22 protein-coding genes, 1 tRNA gene and 1 other RNA gene are annotated in these 21,878 nt (G+C 68.0%); 11 read left to right on the plus strand and 13 right to left on the minus strand.

All coding sequences use genetic code 11. From position 1 onward, the window contains the following. The first annotated feature begins 130 nt into the window (after positions 1–130). Together ACU5AP_RS00180 and ACU5AP_RS00185 are read left to right on the plus strand one after the other, a co-directional pair. Positions 131–568, plus strand: a complete 438-nt coding sequence (locus ACU5AP_RS00180) for a SufE family protein (protein WP_040346929.1) — start codon at positions 131–133, stop codon at positions 566–568. Positions 569–640: 72 nt separating this feature from the next. After that, the gene (locus ACU5AP_RS00185) at positions 641–934 is read left to right on the plus strand and encodes a hypothetical protein (RefSeq protein WP_128720579.1); all 294 of its coding nucleotides are present in this window, start codon (positions 641–643) and stop codon (positions 932–934) included. Positions 935–956: 22 nt separating this feature from the next. Here the strand turns inward: ACU5AP_RS00185 and ACU5AP_RS00190 are convergent, their stop codons facing one another. The 4 genes from ACU5AP_RS00190 to ACU5AP_RS00205 form a co-directional block, all read right to left on the minus strand. Further along, complete coding sequence (locus ACU5AP_RS00190) at positions 957–2,015, minus strand: linear amide C-N hydrolase (RefSeq protein ID WP_223850968.1); 1,059 nt, start codon at positions 2,013–2,015, stop codon at positions 957–959. Positions 2,016–2,056: 41 nt separating this feature from the next. Then, on the minus strand, positions 2,057–2,848 hold the full coding sequence (locus tag ACU5AP_RS00195; protein WP_128720578.1) for a hypothetical protein: 792 nt from the start codon (positions 2,846–2,848) through the stop codon (positions 2,057–2,059). Between the two features lie 113 nt (positions 2,849–2,961). Beyond that, positions 2,962–3,678, minus strand: coding sequence for a DUF6456 domain-containing protein (locus ACU5AP_RS00200; RefSeq protein ID WP_046653136.1), 717 nt, complete (start codon positions 3,676–3,678; stop codon positions 2,962–2,964). Next, complete coding sequence (locus tag ACU5AP_RS00205; protein WP_046653138.1) at positions 3,675–4,046, minus strand: chromosomal replication initiator protein DnaA; 372 nt, start codon at positions 4,044–4,046, stop codon at positions 3,675–3,677. Before ACU5AP_RS00205 ends, ACU5AP_RS00200 begins: the two co-directional genes overlap by 4 nt. 373 nt (positions 4,047–4,419) lie before the next feature. On the opposite strand from ACU5AP_RS00205, the gene ctrA reads away from it, so the two are divergent. The 4 genes from ctrA (at position 4,420) to ACU5AP_RS00225 (ending at position 9,539) form a co-directional block, all read left to right on the plus strand. Continuing rightward, the gene (gene ctrA / locus ACU5AP_RS00210; RefSeq protein WP_003165857.1) at positions 4,420–5,121 is read left to right on the plus strand and encodes a response regulator transcription factor CtrA; all 702 of its coding nucleotides are present in this window, start codon (positions 4,420–4,422) and stop codon (positions 5,119–5,121) included. A gap of 235 nt (positions 5,122–5,356) precedes the next feature. Beyond that, entirely contained in the window at positions 5,357–8,047 is a 2,691-nt protein-coding gene (gene ppdK, locus ACU5AP_RS00215) for a pyruvate, phosphate dikinase (RefSeq protein ID WP_446680646.1), read from the plus strand. 219 nt (positions 8,048–8,266) lie between these two features. Further along, positions 8,267–8,800: a porin family protein gene (locus ACU5AP_RS00220; protein ID WP_128720576.1), complete on the plus strand. Its 534-nt coding sequence runs from the start codon at positions 8,267–8,269 to the stop codon at positions 8,798–8,800. A 211-nt stretch (positions 8,801–9,011) separates the two neighbouring features. Further along, positions 9,012–9,539: a porin family protein gene (locus tag ACU5AP_RS00225; RefSeq protein ID WP_040346021.1), complete on the plus strand. Its 528-nt coding sequence runs from the start codon at positions 9,012–9,014 to the stop codon at positions 9,537–9,539. Positions 9,540–9,614: 75 nt separating this feature from the next. Here the strand turns inward: ACU5AP_RS00225 and ACU5AP_RS00230 are convergent, their stop codons facing one another. From ACU5AP_RS00230 to ACU5AP_RS00270, 9 genes are all read right to left on the minus strand, one after another. Continuing rightward, the gene (locus ACU5AP_RS00230; protein WP_003165854.1) at positions 9,615–9,881 is read right to left on the minus strand and encodes a hypothetical protein; all 267 of its coding nucleotides are present in this window, start codon (positions 9,879–9,881) and stop codon (positions 9,615–9,617) included. 98 nt (positions 9,882–9,979) lie between these two features. Next, entirely contained in the window at positions 9,980–11,125 is a 1,146-nt protein-coding gene (locus ACU5AP_RS00235; protein WP_128720575.1) for a beta-ketoacyl-ACP synthase III, read from the minus strand. A 149-nt stretch (positions 11,126–11,274) separates the two neighbouring features. After that, on the minus strand, positions 11,275–13,338 hold the full coding sequence (locus tag ACU5AP_RS00240; protein ID WP_223850969.1) for a capsular polysaccharide biosynthesis protein: 2,064 nt from the start codon (positions 13,336–13,338) through the stop codon (positions 11,275–11,277). A gap of 71 nt (positions 13,339–13,409) precedes the next feature. Beyond that, on the minus strand, positions 13,410–14,228 hold the full coding sequence (locus tag ACU5AP_RS00245; RefSeq protein ID WP_128720574.1) for an HpcH/HpaI aldolase/citrate lyase family protein: 819 nt from the start codon (positions 14,226–14,228) through the stop codon (positions 13,410–13,412). Next, a complete protein-coding gene (locus ACU5AP_RS00250) occupies positions 14,228–14,905 on the minus strand; it encodes an SDR family NAD(P)-dependent oxidoreductase (protein ID WP_440229205.1) in 678 nt (225 codons plus the stop codon). Before ACU5AP_RS00250 ends, ACU5AP_RS00245 begins: the two co-directional genes overlap by 1 nt. Before the next feature lie 63 nt (positions 14,906–14,968). Next, a complete protein-coding gene (locus tag ACU5AP_RS00255; protein WP_164918075.1) occupies positions 14,969–15,865 on the minus strand; it encodes an ROK family protein in 897 nt (298 codons plus the stop codon). Continuing rightward, a complete protein-coding gene (locus ACU5AP_RS00260) occupies positions 15,862–16,356 on the minus strand; it encodes a GAF domain-containing protein (RefSeq protein ID WP_128116012.1) in 495 nt (164 codons plus the stop codon). Before ACU5AP_RS00260 ends, ACU5AP_RS00255 begins: the two co-directional genes overlap by 4 nt. 20 nt (positions 16,357–16,376) lie before the next feature. Then, positions 16,377–17,132: a hypothetical protein gene (locus tag ACU5AP_RS00265; protein ID WP_446680647.1), complete on the minus strand. Its 756-nt coding sequence runs from the start codon at positions 17,130–17,132 to the stop codon at positions 16,377–16,379. Between the two features lie 36 nt (positions 17,133–17,168). Continuing rightward, a tRNA-Ile gene (locus tag ACU5AP_RS00270) sits at positions 17,169–17,244 on the minus strand. 189 nt (positions 17,245–17,433) lie between these two features. On the opposite strand from ACU5AP_RS00270, the gene ACU5AP_RS00275 reads away from it, so the two are divergent. The 5 genes from ACU5AP_RS00275 to rnpB all read left to right on the plus strand — a co-directional run bounded on the left by ACU5AP_RS00275 (position 17,434) and on the right by rnpB (position 21,818). Beyond that, entirely contained in the window at positions 17,434–18,192 is a 759-nt protein-coding gene (locus tag ACU5AP_RS00275) for an SIMPL domain-containing protein (RefSeq protein ID WP_040345993.1), read from the plus strand. A gap of 151 nt (positions 18,193–18,343) precedes the next feature. Continuing rightward, on the plus strand, positions 18,344–20,143 hold the full coding sequence (sppA, locus tag ACU5AP_RS00280) for a signal peptide peptidase SppA (RefSeq protein WP_446680648.1): 1,800 nt from the start codon (positions 18,344–18,346) through the stop codon (positions 20,141–20,143). 121 nt (positions 20,144–20,264) lie between these two features. Next, positions 20,265–20,588 (plus strand): hypothetical protein, encoded by a 324-nt coding sequence (locus ACU5AP_RS00285; protein ID WP_040345987.1) that lies wholly within the window; start codon positions 20,265–20,267, stop codon positions 20,586–20,588. Positions 20,589–20,598: 10 nt separating this feature from the next. Beyond that, complete coding sequence (locus ACU5AP_RS00290; RefSeq protein WP_003165841.1) at positions 20,599–21,360, plus strand: N-acetylmuramoyl-L-alanine amidase; 762 nt, start codon at positions 20,599–20,601, stop codon at positions 21,358–21,360. Between the two features lie 79 nt (positions 21,361–21,439). Further along, positions 21,440–21,818: RNase P RNA component class A (gene rnpB / locus ACU5AP_RS00295), an RNA gene on the plus strand. Positions 21,819–21,878: the final 60 nt, after the last annotated feature.

A 21,878-nucleotide genomic window follows, 5' to 3' on the forward strand; every position in this document is an offset into this window, starting at 1 on the left:
GGGTTGAATCAGCTTTATAGATTAGACTGCGCCCCAAGCGCCCCCTAGCGCGCTCGCCTGTCGGGGGAGCGAAGAGCCGGGTGTGAGAGGGGCGGTTGTGGCGAGGGCGCGCGCGGCCTATGTCGCGCCCATGACCTCCACCGCTGCTCCCGCCCGCTCCATCGACGAGACCCTGGCCGAACTGGTCGAGGAGTTCGACCTGCTGGGCGATTGGGAGGGACGCATCGAATACGTCATCGATCTGGGCAAGGACTTGCCGCCCCTGCCCGAAGAGGCGCGGATCGAGGCGAACAAGGTGCCGGGCTGCGCCGCCCAGGTCTGGCTGTCGACGCGGGCCGAGGGCGATCGCTTGTTCTTTGACGCGGACAGCGACAGCGCCCTGTCCAAGGGCAACATCGCCCTGCTGCTGCGGCTCTATTCGGGACGGCTGCCGGTTGAGATTCTGGATTTTGACGCCAGGGCGGCGCTGGACCGTCTGGGCCTGCCTTCGGCCCTGACGCGGCAACGCGCCAACGGCCTGAACAGCATGGTGGGCCGCATCCGCGAAGCGGCGCTGGCGGCGGGCTGACCGCGCTTCTCGCTTCCGGTCGAACGCGATCGGGCGCATGATGGGGCGTCTCATCCTGTGCGGAGCGGTCCGATGTCGGTCCTGACGAAACGCGCGCCTTCCTTCTTCAATCCGATCCGAACGGCCGGCTGGAGCGCGGTCGGGCTGATCCTGCTGACGCCGCTGGTGGCCATGCAGTTCACCTCCGAGGTCGCCTGGGACGCGCAGGACTTCCTGTTCGCCGCCGTCCTGCTGATCGGGGCGGGGCTGCTGCTGGAGCTGCTGTTGTGGAAGGCGCGGACGCCGTTGGTGCGGCTGGCGCTGGCCGGGGCGGTGGTCCTGGCCGTGTTGGTGATCTGGGCCGAGGCGGCGGTCGGGATTTTCTGAGCCCCGACCGCCTTGTCGCGGCCTACTGTTGCGGGCCCAGGAAGGGAAAGGCCCGCGCGTTGCTGAACTTGGCGGTGGCGTCGCCCGCGTGGGTGTTGATCTGGTTCTCGCCCAGCTCCAGCCGCTTGACCGGGGCGCGCGCAGAGAAGTCGATCTTCTTCAGGTCCACCCAGAAGGTGTTCGGCGTCAGGGCCGACTCGAAGAAGTAGAGCTGACGCTTGTGATCTACGACCGTGCGCCAGCGCGTCGAGGAGATGTTCGGCTGGTCCGGGGTCGAGATGCCGAACGGCACCGAGACGTTGCGGATCACGCTGAACACGCTGGCCACGGCCATGTTCTGGTCTTCGAACTTGGGGATGGCGTTGACGTAGAAGGCGGCCCGCGCATAGCGGTCGGCCGCCCGGTTGGTGCCCGGCAGCATGACCGTGCCGCCGATGCCTTCCCAATAGGTGTTCAGCGCCAGCTGTTGGTCGAAGGTCGGCGAGTTGGTCATCACCTGATAGTCGCGGCTGTGGTGGATCACCAGCTTGCCGTCGATGTATTCGAAGATGGCGCTGTCGCCGGTCGAGTCCGACAGGGACAGGTGCAGGGTGGTCAGGCGTTCCTGCCCCGGCACATTGTCGCTGACCAGAACGAACGGCTCGTCGCGCAGGCCTTCGACCGCCTCGGCCACGGTGGCGTAGTTGTCCAGCGCGTATTGCGCCCAGGCGGCGATGCTGAGGGCGGGCTTGTTCGGATCGTGGGCCGGGTATTCCGACTCCACCAGCCACAGGACGTTGGCGACCAGGCCCATCTCGTTCACGCCGTCGACGGTCGAGATGTCATAGCCGCTGGCGATGACGCTGCCGTATTTGGACGTCCAGGTCAGGGAGTTCGGACCGCCGGACCCGTCCCGCGCCATGCCGCGCGGAAAGATCCAGAGGTTGGTCATGATCTCGTCCTTCCAGTCCATCGACCGGGCGGTGATCACCGCGCCGTCGTGGCCGTGATAGACAAGGCGGGTGCAGGCCTCGGCCGCCGGAACGGCCAGCATGAAGGCGGCGGCCAGGGCGGCGACGCCCTTCTTCATTCCATTACGCATGTCGTCTCCTGAGGTGAGAGGATCGTCAGGGGGAGGGAGGATCAGTAGGTCAGCGACAGGCCCAGCACCGGGCCGTGGCGCGTCACCTTCCAGTCGAAGCGCTGGCCGGTGAAATCGTCCTGCTCATAGTTCTGATGCAGCATCCGATAGCCGGCGTTGACCGAGACGGCGCCGGCCGCCAGCGGCGTGCGGTAGGAGGCCAGCGCCTGCCAGGCCAGGCTGTGACGGTCGTCGTCGCCCAGGCCGCCGGCGTCGACCTGGGTGCGCAGGGTCCAGCGTTCGGACACGTCGCTCTCGACCCGCAGGCCCAGCAGCAGGTCGGTCCATTCGGCGCCCTTCTGCGTGGCGCCCAGCGGCGTGTTCAGCTCGGCCCGCAGCTTGCTCCAGCGGGCGCCGATCAGAGGCTCGACACGGAAGCTGCGCGCGTCGCCGAAGGCGGTGCGGCCGCCGACGGGATCGTCGATCAGGCGGAACAGCACCCCGCCCGAGACGGTGGTCGAGCGGGTGCCCAACTCGGCCGGAACGCCCATCAGGGACACGCCCTCATGGGTCTTGGCGTACTGATAGTCGACGAAGGCGCCCCAGCGGCCCTTGCGCACCTCGACGTCGCCCATGACGACGCTCTCCAGCTGGTCGAAGGCGTCCGAGGCGGGCACGTCCACCGGCGCCTTGTGCCCGGCCAGGGTGACATTGCCGTCCAGCGAAGTCGCCCAGACATAGGGGCTGACGGTGACGCGCCACTGGTCGTCGGCGCCGGCTTGGGCGCTGGCGGAACCGGCGACGGCGAGGCCCGCCAGTCCGAGAAAGAGCGAGGCGGGGCGGAGGAACGTCATGGGGAGTCTACTCACTGCGACCGGGAGGATCGCCCTTGGGTAGAACGGCCATGCTTAAGTAATCGTAGATCAGCAATCTTTGATTGTGCGTCCCGCATGACGGCGGCGCGCCGTCATGCGAGGCCGTAGTGCTCGGCCAGAGCCTGCAAACCCTGTTTCAGCAGGGTCTTGCCCTGTCGGCGGCGCAGGGACAGGGCCTGTTCCGCCAGTTGCAGCGACGTGCCGTGGATGCAGACCTGTTCGACCATGGCGCGCAGGCGCGGGCCGCAGGCGTCCAGCGCCGCCTGCACCCGCGCCGAGGCCGACAGGGCGCGGTCGCCCGGCTCGATCCGCACGCCCCCGCCGCCCGAACGCGAGGTCGGCAAGGCGTCCCAGCGCATGGTCAGGGACGGACCGGCCGCCGCGATCTCGGCCTCGGCGCGCAGGCGCTCGCCCGCCGCCACCTCGGCCGGGGTCAGCCAGGGACGGCCCGACTGATCCTTGCGCCGGGCCAGCCACAGGATCGGGCTCTCGCCCAGATTGGCGCGGCGCATCGTCAGGCGGCCGTCGCCCTCCATCACCGCGCGCTCGCCCTCGATGACGCCAGGGCGGCCGGGCGGGGCCGAGGCGGGAGCGTGGTCGTTGGCCGCGCGAGGCAGCCAGCCGCCGCCTTCGCGCAGGCGCAGGCCCGGCTGCTCGATCACGGCGCGGAAGACGGCCTCGTCCAGGGTCAGCACCACCCGGCTGCGCCGGTCGCCGCCGAGGCGCAGGGGATAGGCGCCGTTCGCCTGATCCAGCCAGGCGCCGGGGCGTTGCAGCAGGCTGCGGGCGCGTTCCAGTTGACGGTTCATCGACGGCCTCCGATCTCGGGCGCCAGATCGACCAGCGGCAGCTCCATCACGGCCCGCAGCGCCCCCTCCAGCCCGTCCATCAGGACGTCGTAGTCGGGCCGGTCGCGCTCATCCTCGGCCCAGCGGCAGGCGGCGCCGGCCGTCGCTCGGTTCAGGCCGAAGGCGTGGGCCACCCGTTCCAGCGGCCAGCCATAGGAGACGTGCGCCACATACATGGCCGACCAGCGCGCCCGACACGCCCGAGGCCGCACCCGCTCGCGCCGGGTCATTTCGGCGACGGGCACGCCCAGCGCCAGGGCCGCCAGCGACAGGGCCGCGTCCGCCCGGATGCGGTCGCCCTCCGTCACCGGCACGCGATAGGGTTCCATGATCTGCGCTTCCTCCCGTCATTCCTGTGGATGTCGCCATTATGAGTGCGTTCGGCGACCGAGATAGGAATGTTGTCCTATCAAACGTCAGAAACGGTCGCTTCCCCAGGCGGGGTCCGGCATCGGCGGGGGCGGTTGTGCACGTCCCCTGTGGAAGACGCGCCAGACGTCAACAGGGGAATGAGGGGGCGGCGCCAAATAAATTAACGAATCCTTGACTCAGGACTCTGGACGGCGATTCGCAAATCACCTTAGGCGTTTCATATCGGGATGCGTTAACCCTTCTTAAGGTTTTGGCCCGTTAACGTTGGAACAAGGTTACCTGGCCGCCGCTCCCGCGCGGCTATCCCAAGCTTTGCCTGGAGGGGCAAGAATGCGCGTCCTGCTGATCGAAGACGACCACGCGACAGCCCAAAGCATTGAGCTGATGCTCAAGTCGGAAGGCTTTAACGTCTATACGACCGACCTGGGTGAGGAAGGCATCGATCTGGGCAAGATCTATGACTACGACCTCATTCTGCTGGACCTGAACCTGCCGGACATGAGCGGGCTTGAGGTTCTGCGTCAGCTGCGCAACGGCAAGATCAATACGCCGGTGATGATCCTCTCGGGCAGCCATGAGATCGACACCAAGGTCAAGACCTTCGGCGGCGGCGCCGACGACTACCTGACCAAGCCCTTCCACAAGGACGAGCTGATCGCGCGCACCCACGCCGTGGTCCGCCGCTCCAAGGGCCACGCCCAGGCCATCATCCACACCGGCGAGATCGCGGTGAACCTGGACGCCAAGACCGTCGAGGTGAACGGCCACCGCGTGCATCTGACCGGCAAGGAATATCAGATGCTGGAGCTGCTCTCCCTGCGCAAGGGCACGACCCTGACCAAGGAAATGTTCCTGAACCACCTGTACGGCGGCATGGACGAGCCGGAACTGAAGATCATCGACGTCTTCATCTGCAAGCTGCGCAAGAAGCTGGCGACGGCCGCCGGCGGCAAGCACTACATCGAGACCGTCTGGGGCCGCGGCTATGTCCTGCGCGACCCGGCTGAAGGCGCGATCACCGTCGCCGCCTGAACGGATCCGGCCTGAGCCTCCACTCAGGATTGAACGAATGCAAACGCCCGTCGGGAAACCGGCGGGCGTTTTCCTTTGTCCGCTCCATGGTTTGGGGCTGAAGACGATGGCGAGCGGATACATCCTCTCACGGATTGTTACGCCTACGGCCTCGCCTTCGCAGGTGCAGCGCGCTAGTGAAACCCCGCATAAGGCGGGACTCAGTCTCGCGAGACCACGGTTCAGGAACTACGAAATGACCAAGTGGGTGTATGGCTTCGGCGGCGGCTCCGCCGATGGCGACGCGTCGATGAAGAACCTTCTCGGCGGCAAGGGCGCGAACCTGGCCGAGATGTCGTCCCTCGGCCTGCCGGTGCCGCCCGGCTTCACCATCACCACCGAGGTCTGCACCTGGTATTACGCCAATCAGGAAACCTATCCGTCCGACCTGACCGATCAGGTCAAGGCCGCCCTGGCCCACGTCGAGGGCGTGGTGGGCAAGACCTTCGGCGACGCCGCCAACCCCCTGCTGGTGTCGGTGCGCTCGGGCGCCCGCGCCTCCATGCCGGGCATGATGGACACCGTCCTGAACCTGGGCCTGAACGATGAGACGGTCGAGGGGCTGGCCAAGCTGTCGGGCGACCGCCGCTTCGCCTTCGATTCCTACCGCCGCTTCATCACCATGTACTCCAACGTGGTGCTGGGTCTGGGCCACGACTATTTCGAAGAGGTGCTGGACGACCATAAGGATCGTCTGGGCGTCTCGGTCGACACCGAACTGACCGCCGAGAACTGGGAGAAGGTGGTCGGGGACTACAAGGCCCTGGTCGAGCGGGAACTGGGCAAGCCCTTCCCGCAGGATCCCCAGGCCCAGCTGTGGGGCGCCGTCGGCGCCGTGTTCGAAAGCTGGATGAACGACCGGGCGAAATTCTATCGCCGCATGCACGACATCCCCGAAAGCTGGGGCACGGCCGTCAACGTCCAGTCGATGGTGTTCGGCAACATGGGCGAGACGAGCGCTACGGGCGTCGCCTTCACCCGCAACCCCTCGACCGGCGAGAACAAGCTGTACGGCGAGTTTCTGATCAACGCCCAGGGCGAGGACGTGGTCGCGGGCATCCGCACGCCGCAGTCCCTGACCAAGGCGGGCCGCGAGGAGATGGGCGAGACGGCGCTGTCGATGGAAGAGGCCATGCCTGAGGTCTTCGCCCAGTTCGTGGACGTGGTGGGGCGGCTGGAAAGCCACTACCGCGACATGCAGGACATCGAGTTCACGGTCGAGCAGGGCCGCTTGTGGATGCTGCAGACCCGCAACGGCAAGCGCACGGCCAAGTCGGCGCTGAAGATCGCCGTTGATCTGGCCTCCGAAGGCGTCATCTCTCAGGATGAGGCCGTCAGCCGCGTCGAACCGGCGGCGCTGGACCAGCTGCTGCACCCGACGCTGGACCCCAAGACGGCGCGTACGGTCGTCGCGGCGGGCCTGCCCGCCTCGCCGGGCGCGGCGACCGGCAAGATCGTCTTCGACGCCGACGAAGCCGAGCGTCTGGGCCAGAACGGCGACGCCGTCATCCTGGTCCGCGACGAGACCTCGCCGGAAGACATTCACGGCATGCACGCGGCGCGCGGCATCGTCACGGCGCGCGGCGGCATGACCAGCCACGCGGCGGTGGTGGCGCGCGGCATGGGACGCCCTTGCGTCTCGGGCGCGGGCGAGATTTCGATCAATGAGAAGGCGGGAACCTTCACCGCGCGCGGCCGCACCTTCAAGGCGGGCGAGGTCATCACCATCGACGGCGGCAAGGGCGAGGTGCTGGACGGCGCCGTGGCCATGATCGAGCCGGAGCTGACGGGCGACTTCCAGACCCTGATGGGCTGGGCCGACGGCATCCGCCGCCTGAAGGTCCGCGCCAACGCCGAGACCCCGCTGGACGCCAAGACCGCGCGCGGCTTCGGCGCCGAGGGCATCGGCCTGTCGCGCACCGAGCACATGTTCTTCGACGACGCCCGCATCGCCGCCGTGCGCGAGATGATCCTGGCCGACGACGAGGCGGGCCGCCGCGTGGCCCTGGCTAAGATCGCCCCGTTCCAGAAGGCCGACTTCGTCGAGCTGTTCACCATCATGAGCGGCCTGCCCGTCACCGTGCGTCTGCTGGACCCGCCGCTGCATGAGTTCATCCCGCACACTGACGCCGACATCGACGCCCTGGCCGCCACGCAAGGCCTGGACGCCGCCAAGCTGAAGCGCCGCGCCCGCGAACTGCATGAGACCAACCCCATGCTGGGCCACCGCGGCTGCCGTCTGGGCGTGGCCTATCCGGAAATCTACGAGATGCAGGTCCGCGCCATCCTGGAGGCGGCGCTGCAGGTGAAGGCGTCGTCGGGCGTCGCCCCGATCCCGGAGATCATGCACCCGCTGGTCGCCCTGGGTCTGGAGATGAAGTATCTGCGCGAACTGACCGACCGCACGGCCAAGGCCGTCTTCGCGGACGCCGGCGACAGCGTGGACTACCTGGTCGGCACTATGGTCGAGCTGCCCCGCGCCGCCCTGCGCGCCGCCGATCTGGCCGAGCACGCCGAGTTCTTCAGCTTCGGCACCAATGACCTGACGCAGACGACCTTCGGCATCAGCCGCGACGATTCCGGCCACTTCCTGCAGGCCTATCTGGACAAGGGCATCTTCGAAACCGATCCCTTCGTCCGTCTGGACCAGAACGGCGTGGGCGACCTGATCCGCATCGCCGAGGAGCGGGGCCGTTCGGTCAAGCCCGGCATGAAGATGGGCATCTGCGGCGAACACGGCGGCGACCCGTCGTCGATCGCCTTCTGCGAGACGGTCGGCCTCGACTACGTCTCCTGCTCGCCCTACCGGGTGCCGATCGCCCGGCTGGCGGCGGCGCAGGCCGCGCTGAGCGCACGCTCGGGCGAGGAGCGTGAAAAGGACCGCTGAGGCCCTTTCAATCGACGACAAGAGAAGGGCGATCCGAAAGGGGCGCCTTTTTCATGTCGCAAAATAGTCATCCTTGACGGAACGCGGTATGTGCTTCCGTTCGCACAGTCATAGACTGCTGTATCAAGCATAGGGAACGGCGCTGTGCGCTCGAGCTTTGTTTCTCCGCAAGGTGGTCAGGCCCGGCCTGTTCATCGCAATAAGGAGTGATTGAAGCTCATGCGTAACGTTATTCTCGCCGTCGCCGCCCTTTCTGTATTCGCCCTGCCGGCCGCGGCCCAGGTCGTGCAGCCGGGCGGCCCCACCTACTATGGCACGCTCGGCTATTCGCAGCTGGACCATTCGGATGGGAACCTGGGCGCCGTCACCGGCCGTCTGGGCGCCAAGTTCAACCCCTATTTCGGCGTCGAGGGCGAAGGCTCGATCGGGGTGAAGGACGACGACTTCACCATCGCCGGCGCCAAGGGCAAGATCGAGCACGACTATGATCTGGCCGCCTATGCGGTCGGGACCCTGCCGGTCACGCCGAACTTCGAACTGTTCGCACGCGGCGGCTACGGCACCACGCAGATGAAGGCCGAACTGGCCGGCGTCGAGCGCAAGGCCGACGGCGAAAGCTGGAACTACGGCGTCGGCGCCAACTACTACTTCGACGGCCAGAACGGCCTGCGCGGCGACTGGACCCGTCGCGACTTCACCGACGACGGCGGCGAAGTGGACGTCTACTCGGTCAACTACGTCCGTCGTTTCTGATCCGATTCCCGGCGGATCGGTTGGGCGCGCTCCCCGGCGGAGCGCGCCCTTTCTTTTGCGTCATTTGGGTAACGATGTGTGTGTCTTTTGCGTAACTCGTGTCATGTTTGGTCGCTTCGCCTATGGAACGAGTGTGGCGGCGCAACCATTTAATATTCGTTGGATGGGGCATGTGATCACAGAAGTCACATCATCTAAGGAGTATGAAATAATGCGTAACGTTCTTCTCGCCGCCGCTGCTGTGTCTGTTCTCGCCGCTCCGGCGTTTGCTCAATCGAACCCTGAGCCGCGTGGCTATGGTTCGCTGGGTTACACGCACATGGAAGGCGATGCGGCCCAGACCGGCGCCGTGTCCGGCCGCCTGGGCGTCAACCTGAACCGCTACCTGGCCGTGGAGACCGAGGTCGGCGTGGGGGTCAAGGACAAGGACATCACCGTCGCCGGCGTCGACGGTCAGATCAAGCACGAGTGGGACGCGGCCGGCTATGTCGTCGGCAAGTATCCCGTCGGCGACAAGCTGGAGCTGTTCGCCCGCGGCGGCTACGGCCACACGGAGCTGAAGCAGGAGCTGGCCGGCTCTGAGAGCAAGGTCGGCGGCGACAGCTGGAACTACGGCGTCGGCGCCAACTACTACCTGGACGGCGTCAACGGCGTCCGCGCCGACTGGACCCGCCGCGACTTCCGCGACGATCGCGGCGAGGCTGACGCCTATTCGGTCAGCTACATCCGACGCTTCTAAGCGCGGATGGTCTGAAATGACGAAGGCCCGCTCCAGTCGGAGCGGGCCTTTTTCGTTGGTCGATTTTTTAGGCGGTCAGGCGACGCCCGGCGCCAGGGCCCAGCGCAGCGACCCCTCGCCGAAGGGGCGGATGAAGAAGTCGCGATAGCGTTCGAACACCTCGATGATCTTCATCTTTAGGTCTTGAGTCACCGACTCGCCGCGTTGGCGTTTCAGCGCCGCGACGCAGTTGATCACCATATCCTGATGGGCCGAACCGCCCATGCGTTGCAACACCGTGGCCACATCGTGCGCCAGCGGATCACTGAGTTTTTCAGCCCAAGGCGAAGCTGTCTGAGTCATTCGGGCGCCGTCCCCCCTGCTTCTCGACGCGTTACGGTTTGCAAAAATTTCCGAACAGTGCAAGCGGCGCCGGAAATATTGATTCCTGATCGGGACGATCAGGGGCGCTTTTGCACAAAAACCGTGCCCGCAGAATAGCCTGCGCCGAAGCTGCAGATCAGGCCCGTCTCGCCCGGCGCGAAGCCGTCGTTGTGCAGGTGGAAGGCGATGATCGACCCGGCCGAAGAGGTGTTGGCGTAGTCGTCCAGGATGATGACGTTCTCGCTCGGCTCGGGCTCGCGACCCAGCACCTTCTTGCCGATCAGGGTGTTCATGTTGATGTTGGCCTGGTGCAGCCACAGGCGCTTCAGCCCGTGCGTGTCCAGGTCCAGCTCGGCGGCGTGGCCCAGGATCATCTCCGAGACCATCGGCACCACCTCCTTGAACACCTTGCGGCCCTGCTGGACGAACATCTTGTCGGTCAGGCCGTCGGACGAGACCGGCTCATGCCCGTCGGTGGGCAGGGCGGCGCGGTTCAGGAAGCCGAAATTGTTGCGGATGTTGTTGGAGAAGCTGGTCTGCAGCTTCGTGCCCAGAATGTCCCAGCCGCCCGGTCCAGCCTGATCCTCGGCCTCGATGATGACGGCGGTGGCGACGTCGCCGAAGATGAAGTGGCTGTCGCGATCCTTGAAGTTCAGGTGCGCCGAGCAGATTTCCGGGTTCACCATCAGCACGGCCTTGACCGAGCCGGAGGCCACGAAGTCCGCCGCCGTCTTGATGCCGAAGGTGGCGGAGCTGCACGCCACGTTCATGTCGAAGGCGAAGCCCTCGATCCCCAGAGCCTGCTGCACCTCTATGGCCATGGCGGGGTAGGGGCGCTGCATGTTGGACGCGGCGCAGATGACGGCGCCGATCTCGCTGACCGGCTTGCCCCAGGCCCTGATGGCGTCCTCAGCGGCCTTCACGGCCATTTCGGCCAGGATGGACAGTTCGTCGTCGCCGCGCGCGGGCAGGTGCGGCAGCATCCGCTCGGGGTCGATGATCCCCGACTTGTCCATGACGTAGCGCGCCTTGATGCCTGAGGCCTTTTCGATGAAGGCTTCGGATGAGGGCGTCTTGGCCTCGATCTCTCCGGCGGCGATGGCCTCGGCGTTGGCGGCGTTCCAGCCCTCTGCCCAGGCGTTGTAGGCGCCGACCAGTTCCTCGTTCGAGATCGACTGTTCCGGGGTGAACAGGCCGGTGGCGGAGATGACGGCTTTTTGCACTGTGTAGTTCCCTGACGCTCGGCGCGCGGCGCCTCGCTGCATGAGGGAACATGGAGTCCCCGACGCTCGACAAGTCTTATGTCGGCGCCTCGCGGCGAAGTTCGGGCGCCTCGCGGGCCGGACTCAGTCCGTTGCGATGACGAACGTCCTCAATAGGCCGGGGGAGGGCTGCGGTCGAGACTGGCCTTTATGCCGCGCCACCAGCGATTGATGCGGCCGCGCGGCGGGGCGGGCAGGGGATGGTCGCGCGCGGCGATCAGGGCCTCGACCAGATCCTCGGCCTCGCACGGCCAGCCGTCCGGCGTGACATAGACCGGATAGCCGATCAGGGCGGCGTGGATGAGGCTTTGCAGACTGGCGCGGCGCGTGCGGCGCTCAAACGCCAGCCGGTCGTCGGTCAGGCCCCATCCGGCATAGAAGGGGCGGCCGTAGACGCTGACGGGCTTGCCCCGCATCAGGGCCTCGAACCCGGTCAGGGAGGTCAGGGTGGCCAGCCGGTCGCAGGCGTTCAGGCAGTCCACGATGTCCAGATCGTCGGCCGAGGCGTCGACCTCCTCCATCGCCGCATGGTCCAGCAGGCCGGGGCGGTTGCCCGCCGTCACGTCCGGGTGGTTGCGATAGATCAGGAAGGCCTCGGGATGATCCGCCCGCGCCGCCTTCACCAGGCCGGAGTTGGTGCGCAGGTCCGGCCCGCAGCCCATCATGATCGAGCGGTCGTTCTCGACCTGTCCCACGACCAGCAGGATCGGCCTGTCTTTCGGCCAGTGCGCCGGAACGCCCGCGCCCTTCAGATTGTATTTCGACAGGCCCGCCTCGACCACCCGGGCGCGAAGGGCCTCGGCCCGCGCCGCCTGATCCGGCGACGGCCCGCCCGCCTCGATCAGGCTCTCCAGCCGACTGGGCCGGGTCGGGTCGTAGTAGACGCCCTGATCGTCCAGCGCGACGGACAGGGCGCCGAAGAAGTCGGATCCCAGCCCGCGCGAGCGGATGAAGCCGTCCTCCATGCGCACGACCGGCCCCTCGAAGGCGTCGGCGGCGGCGCGGATCTGCGGCGTCTCCTTGCCGGCCCACCAGATCAGCTTGCCGCCCGTCGCCCGCGCATGGGCGACGGCGGCGGATGAGCGCCAGAAATAGCGGACGCGGCCCTTGGGGCTGTTCAGCAGGCGGCGCACCGGCGGCCGCTTGGCCGGGGCGAAGCCGACGGCGGCCCAGTCGCCCGCCAGCCGGTCGGCCCGGTCGCGCAGGGCGATCAGCCGCTCCAGCGCCTGTTCCGCCTCGCACCGCTGGCCGGTGACGGGATCGACGTAGCGGGTGTAGGCGATCAGGGCTGCCGCCGCGATCTGTTCCAGATCGCGCGCTGCGCCGCGCCGTCCAGTCTGCACCGTATCGATCGTCAACCCCCAGCCCGAATAGAAGGGCGCGCCGAAGCAGCGCACGGGCAGGCCGCGCAACAGGGCCTCGAACCCCAGGGCCGAGGTCACGACATAGACCGCATCCACCGCCGCCAGCAGGTCGGCGGGCCGCACGTCGGTGTCGATCAGGGTGACGCCCTGAAGGTGATCCGCCGGGATGCAGCCCTGCTTGCGCCCGGCCGCCACGGCGGGGTGGCGCTTGACGATCAACTGGGCGTCCGGCTCGTCGCGTCGCGCCGTCGCCAGCATGTCGGAGAAGCTGGCCTCGGTCGCCAGCCCATAGCCGATGGAGGCGTCGCCGAAGGTCTGGTCCACGATCAGCACCCGGCGGCCCGGTTTCAGCAGGCCAGGGTCCAGCGGCCCGCCCATATTGGTCTTGGACACGCCGGAGGCGACGATACGGTCGATCAGGCCCCGCGCGCGGGCCTTCATGGCGGCGTCGCTCCAGTCGGGGGCGGTCTGGATCAGATGCTCCAGCCGACTGGGCCGGGTGGCGTCGTAATAGACGCCCAGATCGTCGACGATCAGGCTGAGGCTGGTTGCTCCGCTCTCGCCGATGCCGACCGAGCGCAGGAAGCCGTCCTCCAGCGCGACATAGGGCTTGCCGTGCTTCGCCGCCCAGCGTCGGCCTGCTTCCGCCGTCGGCTTCATGCCCCAGCCGAGGACGGCCTCGATCGACGATCCCGGCAGGGCGGACAGGTCGTAATCGGGCAGGAAGGCGGATAGGAACGGCACCTTCAACACCCCCGGCGCACAGACCCAGGCGCGGGTTTTCGACGAGGGCGGAAGCGGTGCGGTCATGGGATGGTGTCTACGGTTTGTAGAGTCAGGGCGCCACCCCATGCTTCCTTCTCCCACGAGGGGAGAAGGGATTACAGCGCCGCCAGCAGCGCCTGCGCTTGTTGCAGATGCAGCCGCTCCACCATCTCGCCCTCGACGCGGATGACGCCCAGCCCGGCGGCTTCGGGCGCGGTGAAGGCGGCGACGACCTTGCGCGCCCACTCGATTTCATCGGGCGACGGGCCGAACGTCGTGTTGGCGCCCTCGATCTGCGACGGATGGATCAGGCTCTTGCCGTCAAAGCCATACAGCCTGCCTTGCGCGCACTCCGCCGCGAAGCCCGTCTCGTCCTTGATGCGGTTGAACACGCCGTCGATGACGCTCAGGCCGTTGGCGCGGGCGTGGGCCACGATCGCCGCCAGCCACGGCTTCAGCGGCTCCCGGTCGGGCGCGGGGCCGGTCTTCAGATCCTTGGCCAGATCGTTGACGCCCAGCATCAGGCCGCTCAGGGCGCCGTCCGCCCCGGCGATCTCGCCAAGATCGACTAAGGCGCGCGGCGTCTCGATCATGGCCCACAGGTCTACGCCGGGACGCAGCGCCGCCGACAGGGCGTGGACCATGGCCGCGCTCTCGACCTTGGGCGCGACGATCAGGTCGACCGGGGCGTCATGCAGGGCCTTCAGGTCGTCGGCGCCCCACGGCGTTTCCAGCCCGTTGATCCGCACGCCGAGGCGCGGGCCGAAGCCGCCTTCGCACGCCGCCGCGACGGCGGCCGCGCGAGCCTCAGCCTTCATTTCGGGCGCGACGGCGTCCTCCAGATCCAGCACCGCCACGTCGCACGGCAGGGCGCGGGCCTTCTCGACCGCTCTCGCATTCGAGGCGGGCAGGTATAGGACGCTGCGCGCGCGCATCAGACCTTGCCCGTGACGGGGATCAGGGCGCCCGTCACGGCCCGCGCCTCGGGCGAGGCCAGGAACAGGATGACGGCGGCCAGATCGGCGGGCGCGACCCATTTGGCCGGATCGGCGTCGGGCATGTCGGCGCGGTTGGCCGCGGTGTCGATGATGGAGGGCAGGACGGCGTTGACCGTCACCGAGGTCGACTTCAGCTCTTCGGCCAGCGCCTCGGTCAGGCGGTGGACCCCGGCCTTGGAGGCGGCGTAGGCGCCCATGCCGTGCCCGGCCTTGATCGCGCCGTTGGCGCCGACGTTGACGATGCGGCCTTCGCTTGAGGCCTTCAGATGGGGCAGGGCGGCGCGGCTGGCGTTCAGCGTCGTCTTGACGTTGAGGGCGTGCATCCGGTCCCACTCCTCGCCGGCGCCCTCGACCGGGCTCCAGACGAAGCCGCCGGCGATGTTCAGCAGGGCGTCCAGACGGCCGAGGCGGGCGACCACGGTCTCGATCGCCGCCTTGGCCTGGGCCGCGTCGGTCAGGTCGACGCCGCCGACCTCCAGCACGCCGTCAGGGACGACGTGGCCGCTGGCGTGATCGATGACGGCGACGGTCCAGCCGGCGGCCAAAGCGGCCTCGACCACGGCCCGCCCTAGGGCGCCGTGCCCGCCGGTGATTGCTGCAATCCGTTCGCCCATCGTCTCGCTCCTGAATGGTTCGGCGCGGACCATAGCGGCGCGCGTCGCGGGATCAATCGGCGATCAGGCGTCCCACAGCCGCGCGGCGCCGCGCACGCCCGAGGAATCGCCCCATCTGGCCGGAACGATCCGCCCCTCCCAGCTGTCGGAGAAGACGTAGCGCGCCACGATGTCGGGCAGGCGGTCGTAAAGCTCGACCACGTTCGACATGCCGCCGCCCAGCACGAAGACCTCCGGGTCGGCCAGGTTGACCACCATGGCCAGGCCTCGTCCCAGCCGGTCGATGTAGCGGTCCAGCGCCGCAGCGGCCCGGACGTCGCCTGCGCGGGCGGCGTCGACGACGGCCTGCGCCTTCCACGCCCGCCCTGTCGCGGCTTCATGATCGCGCTGGAAGCCCGTGCCGGAAATCCAGGTCTCGAGACAGCCGCTCAGGCCGCACCAGCAGGCGGGGCCGGGCGCCTCCTCCGCCGAGGGCCACGGCAGGGAGATGTGGCCGACCTCGGCGGCGACGGCGTGCGCCCCCTCGACTAGCTTGCCGTCGATGACCAGCCCGCCGCCGCAGCCGGTGCCCAGGATGACGCCGAACAGGCTGGCGGCGCCTGCGCCTGCGCCGTCGGCCGCCTCGGACAAGGCCAGGCAGTTGGCGTCGTTCGCGAGCCGCACCGGGCGGCCCAGCGCGGCCTCCAGATCGTCGCCGAAGCGGCGACCGTTCAGATAGGTGGAGTTGGCGTTGCGGATCAGCCCGGTGCGCGGAGACGGCGAGCCGGGAATGGCCAGGCCGACCGATCGCGCCGGTCCGGTCTCGGCCTCGACCCGCGCGATCAGGTCGGCGACGAGGTTGAGGGCGGCGTCATAGGTTCCGGGGTTCGGCTCGCGGATTCGCGCGGCGAAGGCCCCGGACGCATCCAGCGCCGCCGTCTCGATCTTGGTGCCGCCGAAGTCGACGCCGATTCGCATCAGGCGCCGAACACCTTGGCCATCAGCCGTTCCAGCGCCGCCGCATCCACGGCGTCGAAGGCGGCCGTCTCGGTCGCGTCCACGTCCAGCACGGCGATCAACCCGCCCGAGGCGTCCAGCACCGGAACCACGATCTCGCTGGCCGACCGGCTGTCGCAGGCGATGTGGCCGGGGAAAGCGTGGACGTCCTCGACCACCTGGGTTTCGCGCGTCCTGGCCGCCGCGCCGCAGACGCCGCGCCCGAACGGAATGCGCAGGCAGCCCAGCGTGCCCTGATACGGACCGACGACCAGTTCATCGCCCTTGGCCGCGTCCACGACGTAGAAGCCGGTCCAGAAGAAGACGGGGAAGGCGTCCGCCAGCATCGACGCCACCGTCGCCATGCGCGCCGTCAGGTTCGGTTCGCCGTCCAGAACGGCCAGGATCTCGGCCTCGACCTCGGCGTAGCGTTCAGCCTTGTCGGCGGGGCGGTCGTCACGGGCGACGTAGGACATCAGGTGGGGCTCAACGCAGTCTAGGGAACGGTATAGTCGCCGCAGTCAGGCAGGGGCGCGTCGGGAACATAGGCGTTCGCCGCCGGATCGAAAGTGAAGACGCGGCGCACGCTGCATTCGGCGTCGACGGCCTTGACCAGATCCTTCGGCTTCAGCGGCGGCTTGGCGAGGGAGTCCTCGTTGCGCGACACCGGGCCGGGGAAGGTGGTCGCGGTCGAAGCATAGGTCAGGCGCGGCGGAAAGGCGTCGCCCTCGGCCTTCAGTTCGGCGTTGAACTCATATTCGTCGTGGCAGGCGCCGGCGCGTTGCTTCATGTCCTCTTCGCCGAAGCAGGCGCGGATCATCAGCGACCCGGACATGGGAACGGTCAGAATCTCCTGCGGCGCCGCGCCCGGCGTGAACCGCACCAGCGTCCGATAGGACGACATGCCGCCGCCGCCCGAATACATGGCCTGCAACTCCATGTCGGCGCCGAGGATGACGTCGTCGCTTTCCGCGCGACGCAAGATGGCGCTCGGTCTCCAGAAGCCTTCCGAGTTCTCGCTCTCGATGAGGTGTGAGGCCACGGGTACCCGGCCGTCGGGCAGGCCGTCATAGAGGCGCAGCACCTGGCGCTCCTGGGTCTCGTCCGTCTCGATCAGGGCGCACCAGCGGCGATCGACGGTGCAGGTCGGGATGGCCTCGCCCTGAGCGGCGGCCGGAATCGGCTCCAGAGCCTCGAAGGCGGACTCCGGGGAAACGGAGGCCAGAAGGGCGGCGAGGAGAAGGGCGGTCATGACGCGTCCTTGAATGGAGATGAAGGCGTTCGGATTTGGTAGGCCCGGAGGGACTCGAACCCCCAACCAGACCGTTATGAGCGGTCGGCTCTAACCATTGAGCTACGGGCCCCCGAAGCACAGCAAGGGGTGCCTAGCAGGCGGGGCGTCGGCTGCAAAGCCGCCTTGGACCTGTCACGCTTTTCACGCCGATGAACGGAACCTGCACAGGGGTCTTTTGCGTTCGTTCAGCTTGAAACGGTCAAGTTAGGCCGTGGCTGGCGAACACGCCCGCCCAAATGAATTCGACGGAGACCTCGTAATGACCCGCACCGCACGCGCCCTGATGCTGGGCACGGCCCTGATGACCTTGGCGGCGCCGGCCGTCGCGTCTGCTCAATCCCAGCCCGGCGGCTCTTCCCCCATGCAGGTGCACGCCATGGCTCAACAACCCGCCCTGAACCTGTCGGCCTATGGCGAGGTCAAGGTCGCGCCGGATCAGGCCACGATCAACTTCGGCGTGGTGACCGAGGCCCCGACGGCTCAGGAGGCCATGGCCCAGAACGCCCAGCAGATGACCCGCGTCGTCGCCGCCCTGCGCCGCGCCGGGATCGCCGAGCGCGACATTCAGACCTCGGGCCTGAACCTGTCGGCCCAATACGACTATCAGCAGAACGAACCGCCCCGCTTGCGCGGCTATCAGGCCGCGAACCGCGTCACGGTGACGATCAACGACCTGAGCAAGGTCGGGACGACCGCTGACGCCGTGGTCACGGCAGGCGTCAATCAGATCGACGGCATCAGCTTCGGCCTGAAGGATCCGAAGGCGGCCGAGGACCAGGCCCGCGTCCTGGCCGTGCGCGCCCTGCAGGACAAGGCGCGTCTGTACGCCCAGGCCCTGGGCGTCGACCTGGGGCCGGTGCGTTCCCTGACCGAGGGCGGGGGCTATGCGCCGCAGCCGCGTCCTGAGGTCATGTACGCCCGCGTCGCCATGGACGCCGGCGGCGCCTCGACCCCGGTTTCAGCGGGCGAGCTGACGGTTCGCATCGATATCAGCGGAACCTACGACATCGGCCGCTGATCGCGACCTTGCGATGAAGGAGGGGGCTCGCCGGCGACGGCGGGCCCCTTTTTCATGAGTTTATTACCGTCCGTTCATTTGACGCGCCGGGCTCGGCCTCTATCCTCACGCTTGGCCGCCTCTGGCCGCGATCCTGGACGTCCGCCTTTCCATGAAGCAGTTCTTCCTCACCATGCTGGGCGTCTTCGCCGGGCTTGTGGCCTTCTTCGTCGTTCTGCCCGTGGTGGCGCTGATCTTCTTCGCCATGGCGGCCGGGGCCTCCAAGCCGACCACGCCCGCCCATACGGTGCTGGAGCTGGATCTGCGCAGCGGCCTGACGGATCAGACGCCGGTCAATCCCTTTGCGTCTTTCGGCGGCTCCAGCCTGTCGGTGGTTCAGGTCGTGGACGTGCTGGCTCAGGCGGCGGCCGACGACAACGTCAAGGTGTTGCTGGTGCGCGCGCCGGAAGTCGGGATGACGCCCGCCTCGGCCGACGAAGTGCGTCAGGCGATCGCTCGCTTCCGCGCCTCGGGCAAGACGGTGATCGCCCACAGCCAGGGCTTTGCGCCGATCGGCGCCGTGACGTCCAGCTATATGGTCGCCGCCAGCGCGGATCAGCTGTGGCTGCAGAACACGGCGAACTTCCAGGCGACGGGTCTGGCTGTCGACAGCGTCTTCCTGGGCCGCGCCTTCCAGAAGTACGGCGTCAAGGCCGACTTCGAGCAGCGGTATGAGTACAAGAACGCCGTCAACGAATTCACGCAGAGCGACTTCACCGCTCCGCACCGCGAGGCCATGGTCGCCTGGATGGGCTCCATCTACGACAGCGCCATCGCCAATATCGCCCGCGACCGCAAGACCACGCCCGAGGCCCTGAAGGCCGTGATCGAGGCCGGCCCCTATCCGGCGGAGCAGGCCCTGTCGCTGAAGCTGGTCGACAAGATCGGCCAGGTCGAAGAAGCCGAGGCCGCCGCCAAGACCAAGGCGGGCAAGAACGCCAAGATCGTCAAATTCGGCGAATACGCCTCGCTGAAGGGAACGCGTAGCACCTCAGGCTCCGGCTCGGCCAAGTCGGCCATCGCCATCGTGGGCGGCGAGGGCGCCATCATGACCGGCCGCGGCGACAACGACTCGCCCTTCGGCGGCGGGACCAGCATCCGCTCGGACGACACGGCCAAGGCCATCTATGAGGCCATCGAGGACAAGGACGTGAAGGCCATCGTCTTCCGCGTCTCCTCGCCGGGCGGTTCTCCGGAAGCGTCTGAGCAGGTGCTGGCCGCCGTGCGCGCGGCCAAGGCGGCGGGCAAGCCGGTGGTGGTGTCGATGGGAGCCTACGCCGCGTCCGGCGGTTACTGGATCAGCTCGGAAGCCGACTGGATCGTGGCCCAGCCCTCGACCCTGACCGGCTCGATCGGCGTCTTCGGCGGCAAGTTCGTCCTGGCCGACGCCCTGGGCCGCTTCGGCGTCGACATGCGCGGCCTGTCGGTCGGCGGCGACTACGCCGACGCCTTCTCCACGACGCAGAGCTTCGATCAGGGGCAGCGCGCCGCCTTCGCAGCCTCGATGGACCGCATCTACGAAGAGTTCGTGGCCCGTGTGGCCAAGGGCCGCAAGATGCCGGTCGAGCGCGTGCGTGAGATCGCCAAGGGCCGTGTCTGGACCGGCGCTCAGGCGCACGGCCTGGGTCTGGTCGACCAGCTGGGCGGTCTGGAGGAGGCGGTCGCCAAGGCGCGTCAGCTGGCCAAGATCCCGTCGTCCGAGACGGTCCGCTTCAAGCGCTTCCCGCAACCGCAGACGCCGTGGGAGGCGCTGGCGACCGCCTTCGGCGCCTCGGGTCAGGCCGCCGAAACCATGGTCAAGGTCGGCCAGGTGATGGGCGATCCCGCCGCCCAGGCCATGCTGAGCCGCGTCGAGGCCGACCGGATGCGCAGCCGCGGAGCGGTGGTCCTGGCGGATCAGCCGGCCTTCTGAGGCTTGGCCGGGACAACAAATGTGACTGGCGCGTGATGTCGCAGTGCATTGACCGTTCAGGTCGATGGACCGACATTGCGCTTCAGGCGTTCATCAGGACGCTGAGAGAGGCTTTGAGTTCATGATCAACTCCGACCCGATGGGCCAGCTGGGTTTCAACGCGCGCCGTCGGCCCGGTTCCGGCCTGCTGGCGCCCTTCGTCTGGGTCGCGGGCCTGATCGCCACCGCCCTGGCCGTGACGGTCGGCGCCCTGCTGGCCGTCTTCACCGCCGCCGCCGTGGCCATGATCGCCGTCGTCGGCGGGGTGCTGGTTTTCTTCGCCGGTTTCGCCCTGCGCGCCCGCCGCACCATGAGCGCCCGCCGTCGTCGCGACGACGGCGTCATCGACGCCAAGAAGGTCGGCGACACCTGGGTGGCCTACGGCTGGGAAAAGGAAGGGCGCTGATCGGCCCCTCATGATCGCCTTCACCGACGCGCCGTCCCCGAACTTCGACGCCCGGCGCGGCCCGCCGGACATTCTGGTGCTGCACTACACCGGCATGGAGACCGCCGAGGAGGCGATCGCCCGCCTGCGCGACTCAGAGGCCAAGGTCTCGGCCCACTATGTCGTCGACGAGGACGGCTCCATCCTGCGTCTGGTGCCGGAAGAGCGTCGGGCCTGGCACGCCGGGCGCGGCGCCTGGCAGGGCGAGACCGACGTCAACGCCGCCTCCATCGGCATCGAGATCGTCAATCCGGGCCATGAGTTCGGCTATCGCCCCTTCCCCGAGCCGCAGATCGAGGCGGTGATCGCCCTGGTCGGCGACATCCGCACCCGCTGGTCCATCCCCGACGCCCGCATCATCGCCCACTCCGACCTGGCGCCCGAGCGCAAGCAGGATCCCGGCGAGCTGTTTCCGTGGAAGCGTCTGGCCGAGGCCGGGCACGGCCTGTGGTTCGACCCCGCGCCCGAACGCATCGGCGCCCTGGGCGCGCCCCTGTCGCCCGGTGACGAAGGGCTGGGCGTCATCGTATTGCGCTCGGGCCTGCACCGGCTGGGCTATGGGGTGCAGCCGGGCGGGGCCTATGACGAGGAAACCCGCCTGACGGTCGAGGCCTTCCAGCGCCACTGGCGGCCCGATCGCGTCGATGGGATCGCCGACGGCGAGACGCGGGCGCGTCTGGTCGGCCTGTTGCAACTGGCCTCGGTCGAGAGCGTGACGGGCGTGCTGGATTAAAAACATGACCCTCTCCCATCGGGAGAGGGGCTGTTCATCCGCATTGACCTTCCGCCCATTCGCGCGCATCTAGCGCTAGCCAGACGGCCGGGCGGTCGCGGCGGGGGCTTGCTCCTGTCGAGGAAAGTCCGGGCTCCACGGTGAAAAGGCGGCGGGTAACGCCCGCCCGGGGTGACCCGAGGGATAGCGCCACAGAAAGCAAACCGCCTGGGCTTCGGCTCAGGGAAGGGTGAAAGGGTGGGGTAAGAGCCCACCGCGTCGGCGGCAACGTCGACGGCATGGCAAGCCCCGCCTGGAGCAAGACCAAATAGGGACGTCGCGCGGGGCTCGCTCCGCAGGGCTCACCGCCCCAGGCGTCCGGGTAGGTCGCGAGAGCCGTCCAGCAATGGGCGGCCCAGAGGAATGATCGTCGCCGCTTTCGGGCGGAACAGAACCCGGCTTACAGGCCGTCTGGTGTTTATTTCAGGGACAACTGACCCTCTCCCGGCGGGAGAGGGCTTGAGCGCACGAGAGCGTCG

Source organism: Brevundimonas sp. RM1, from assembly GCF_052907225.1.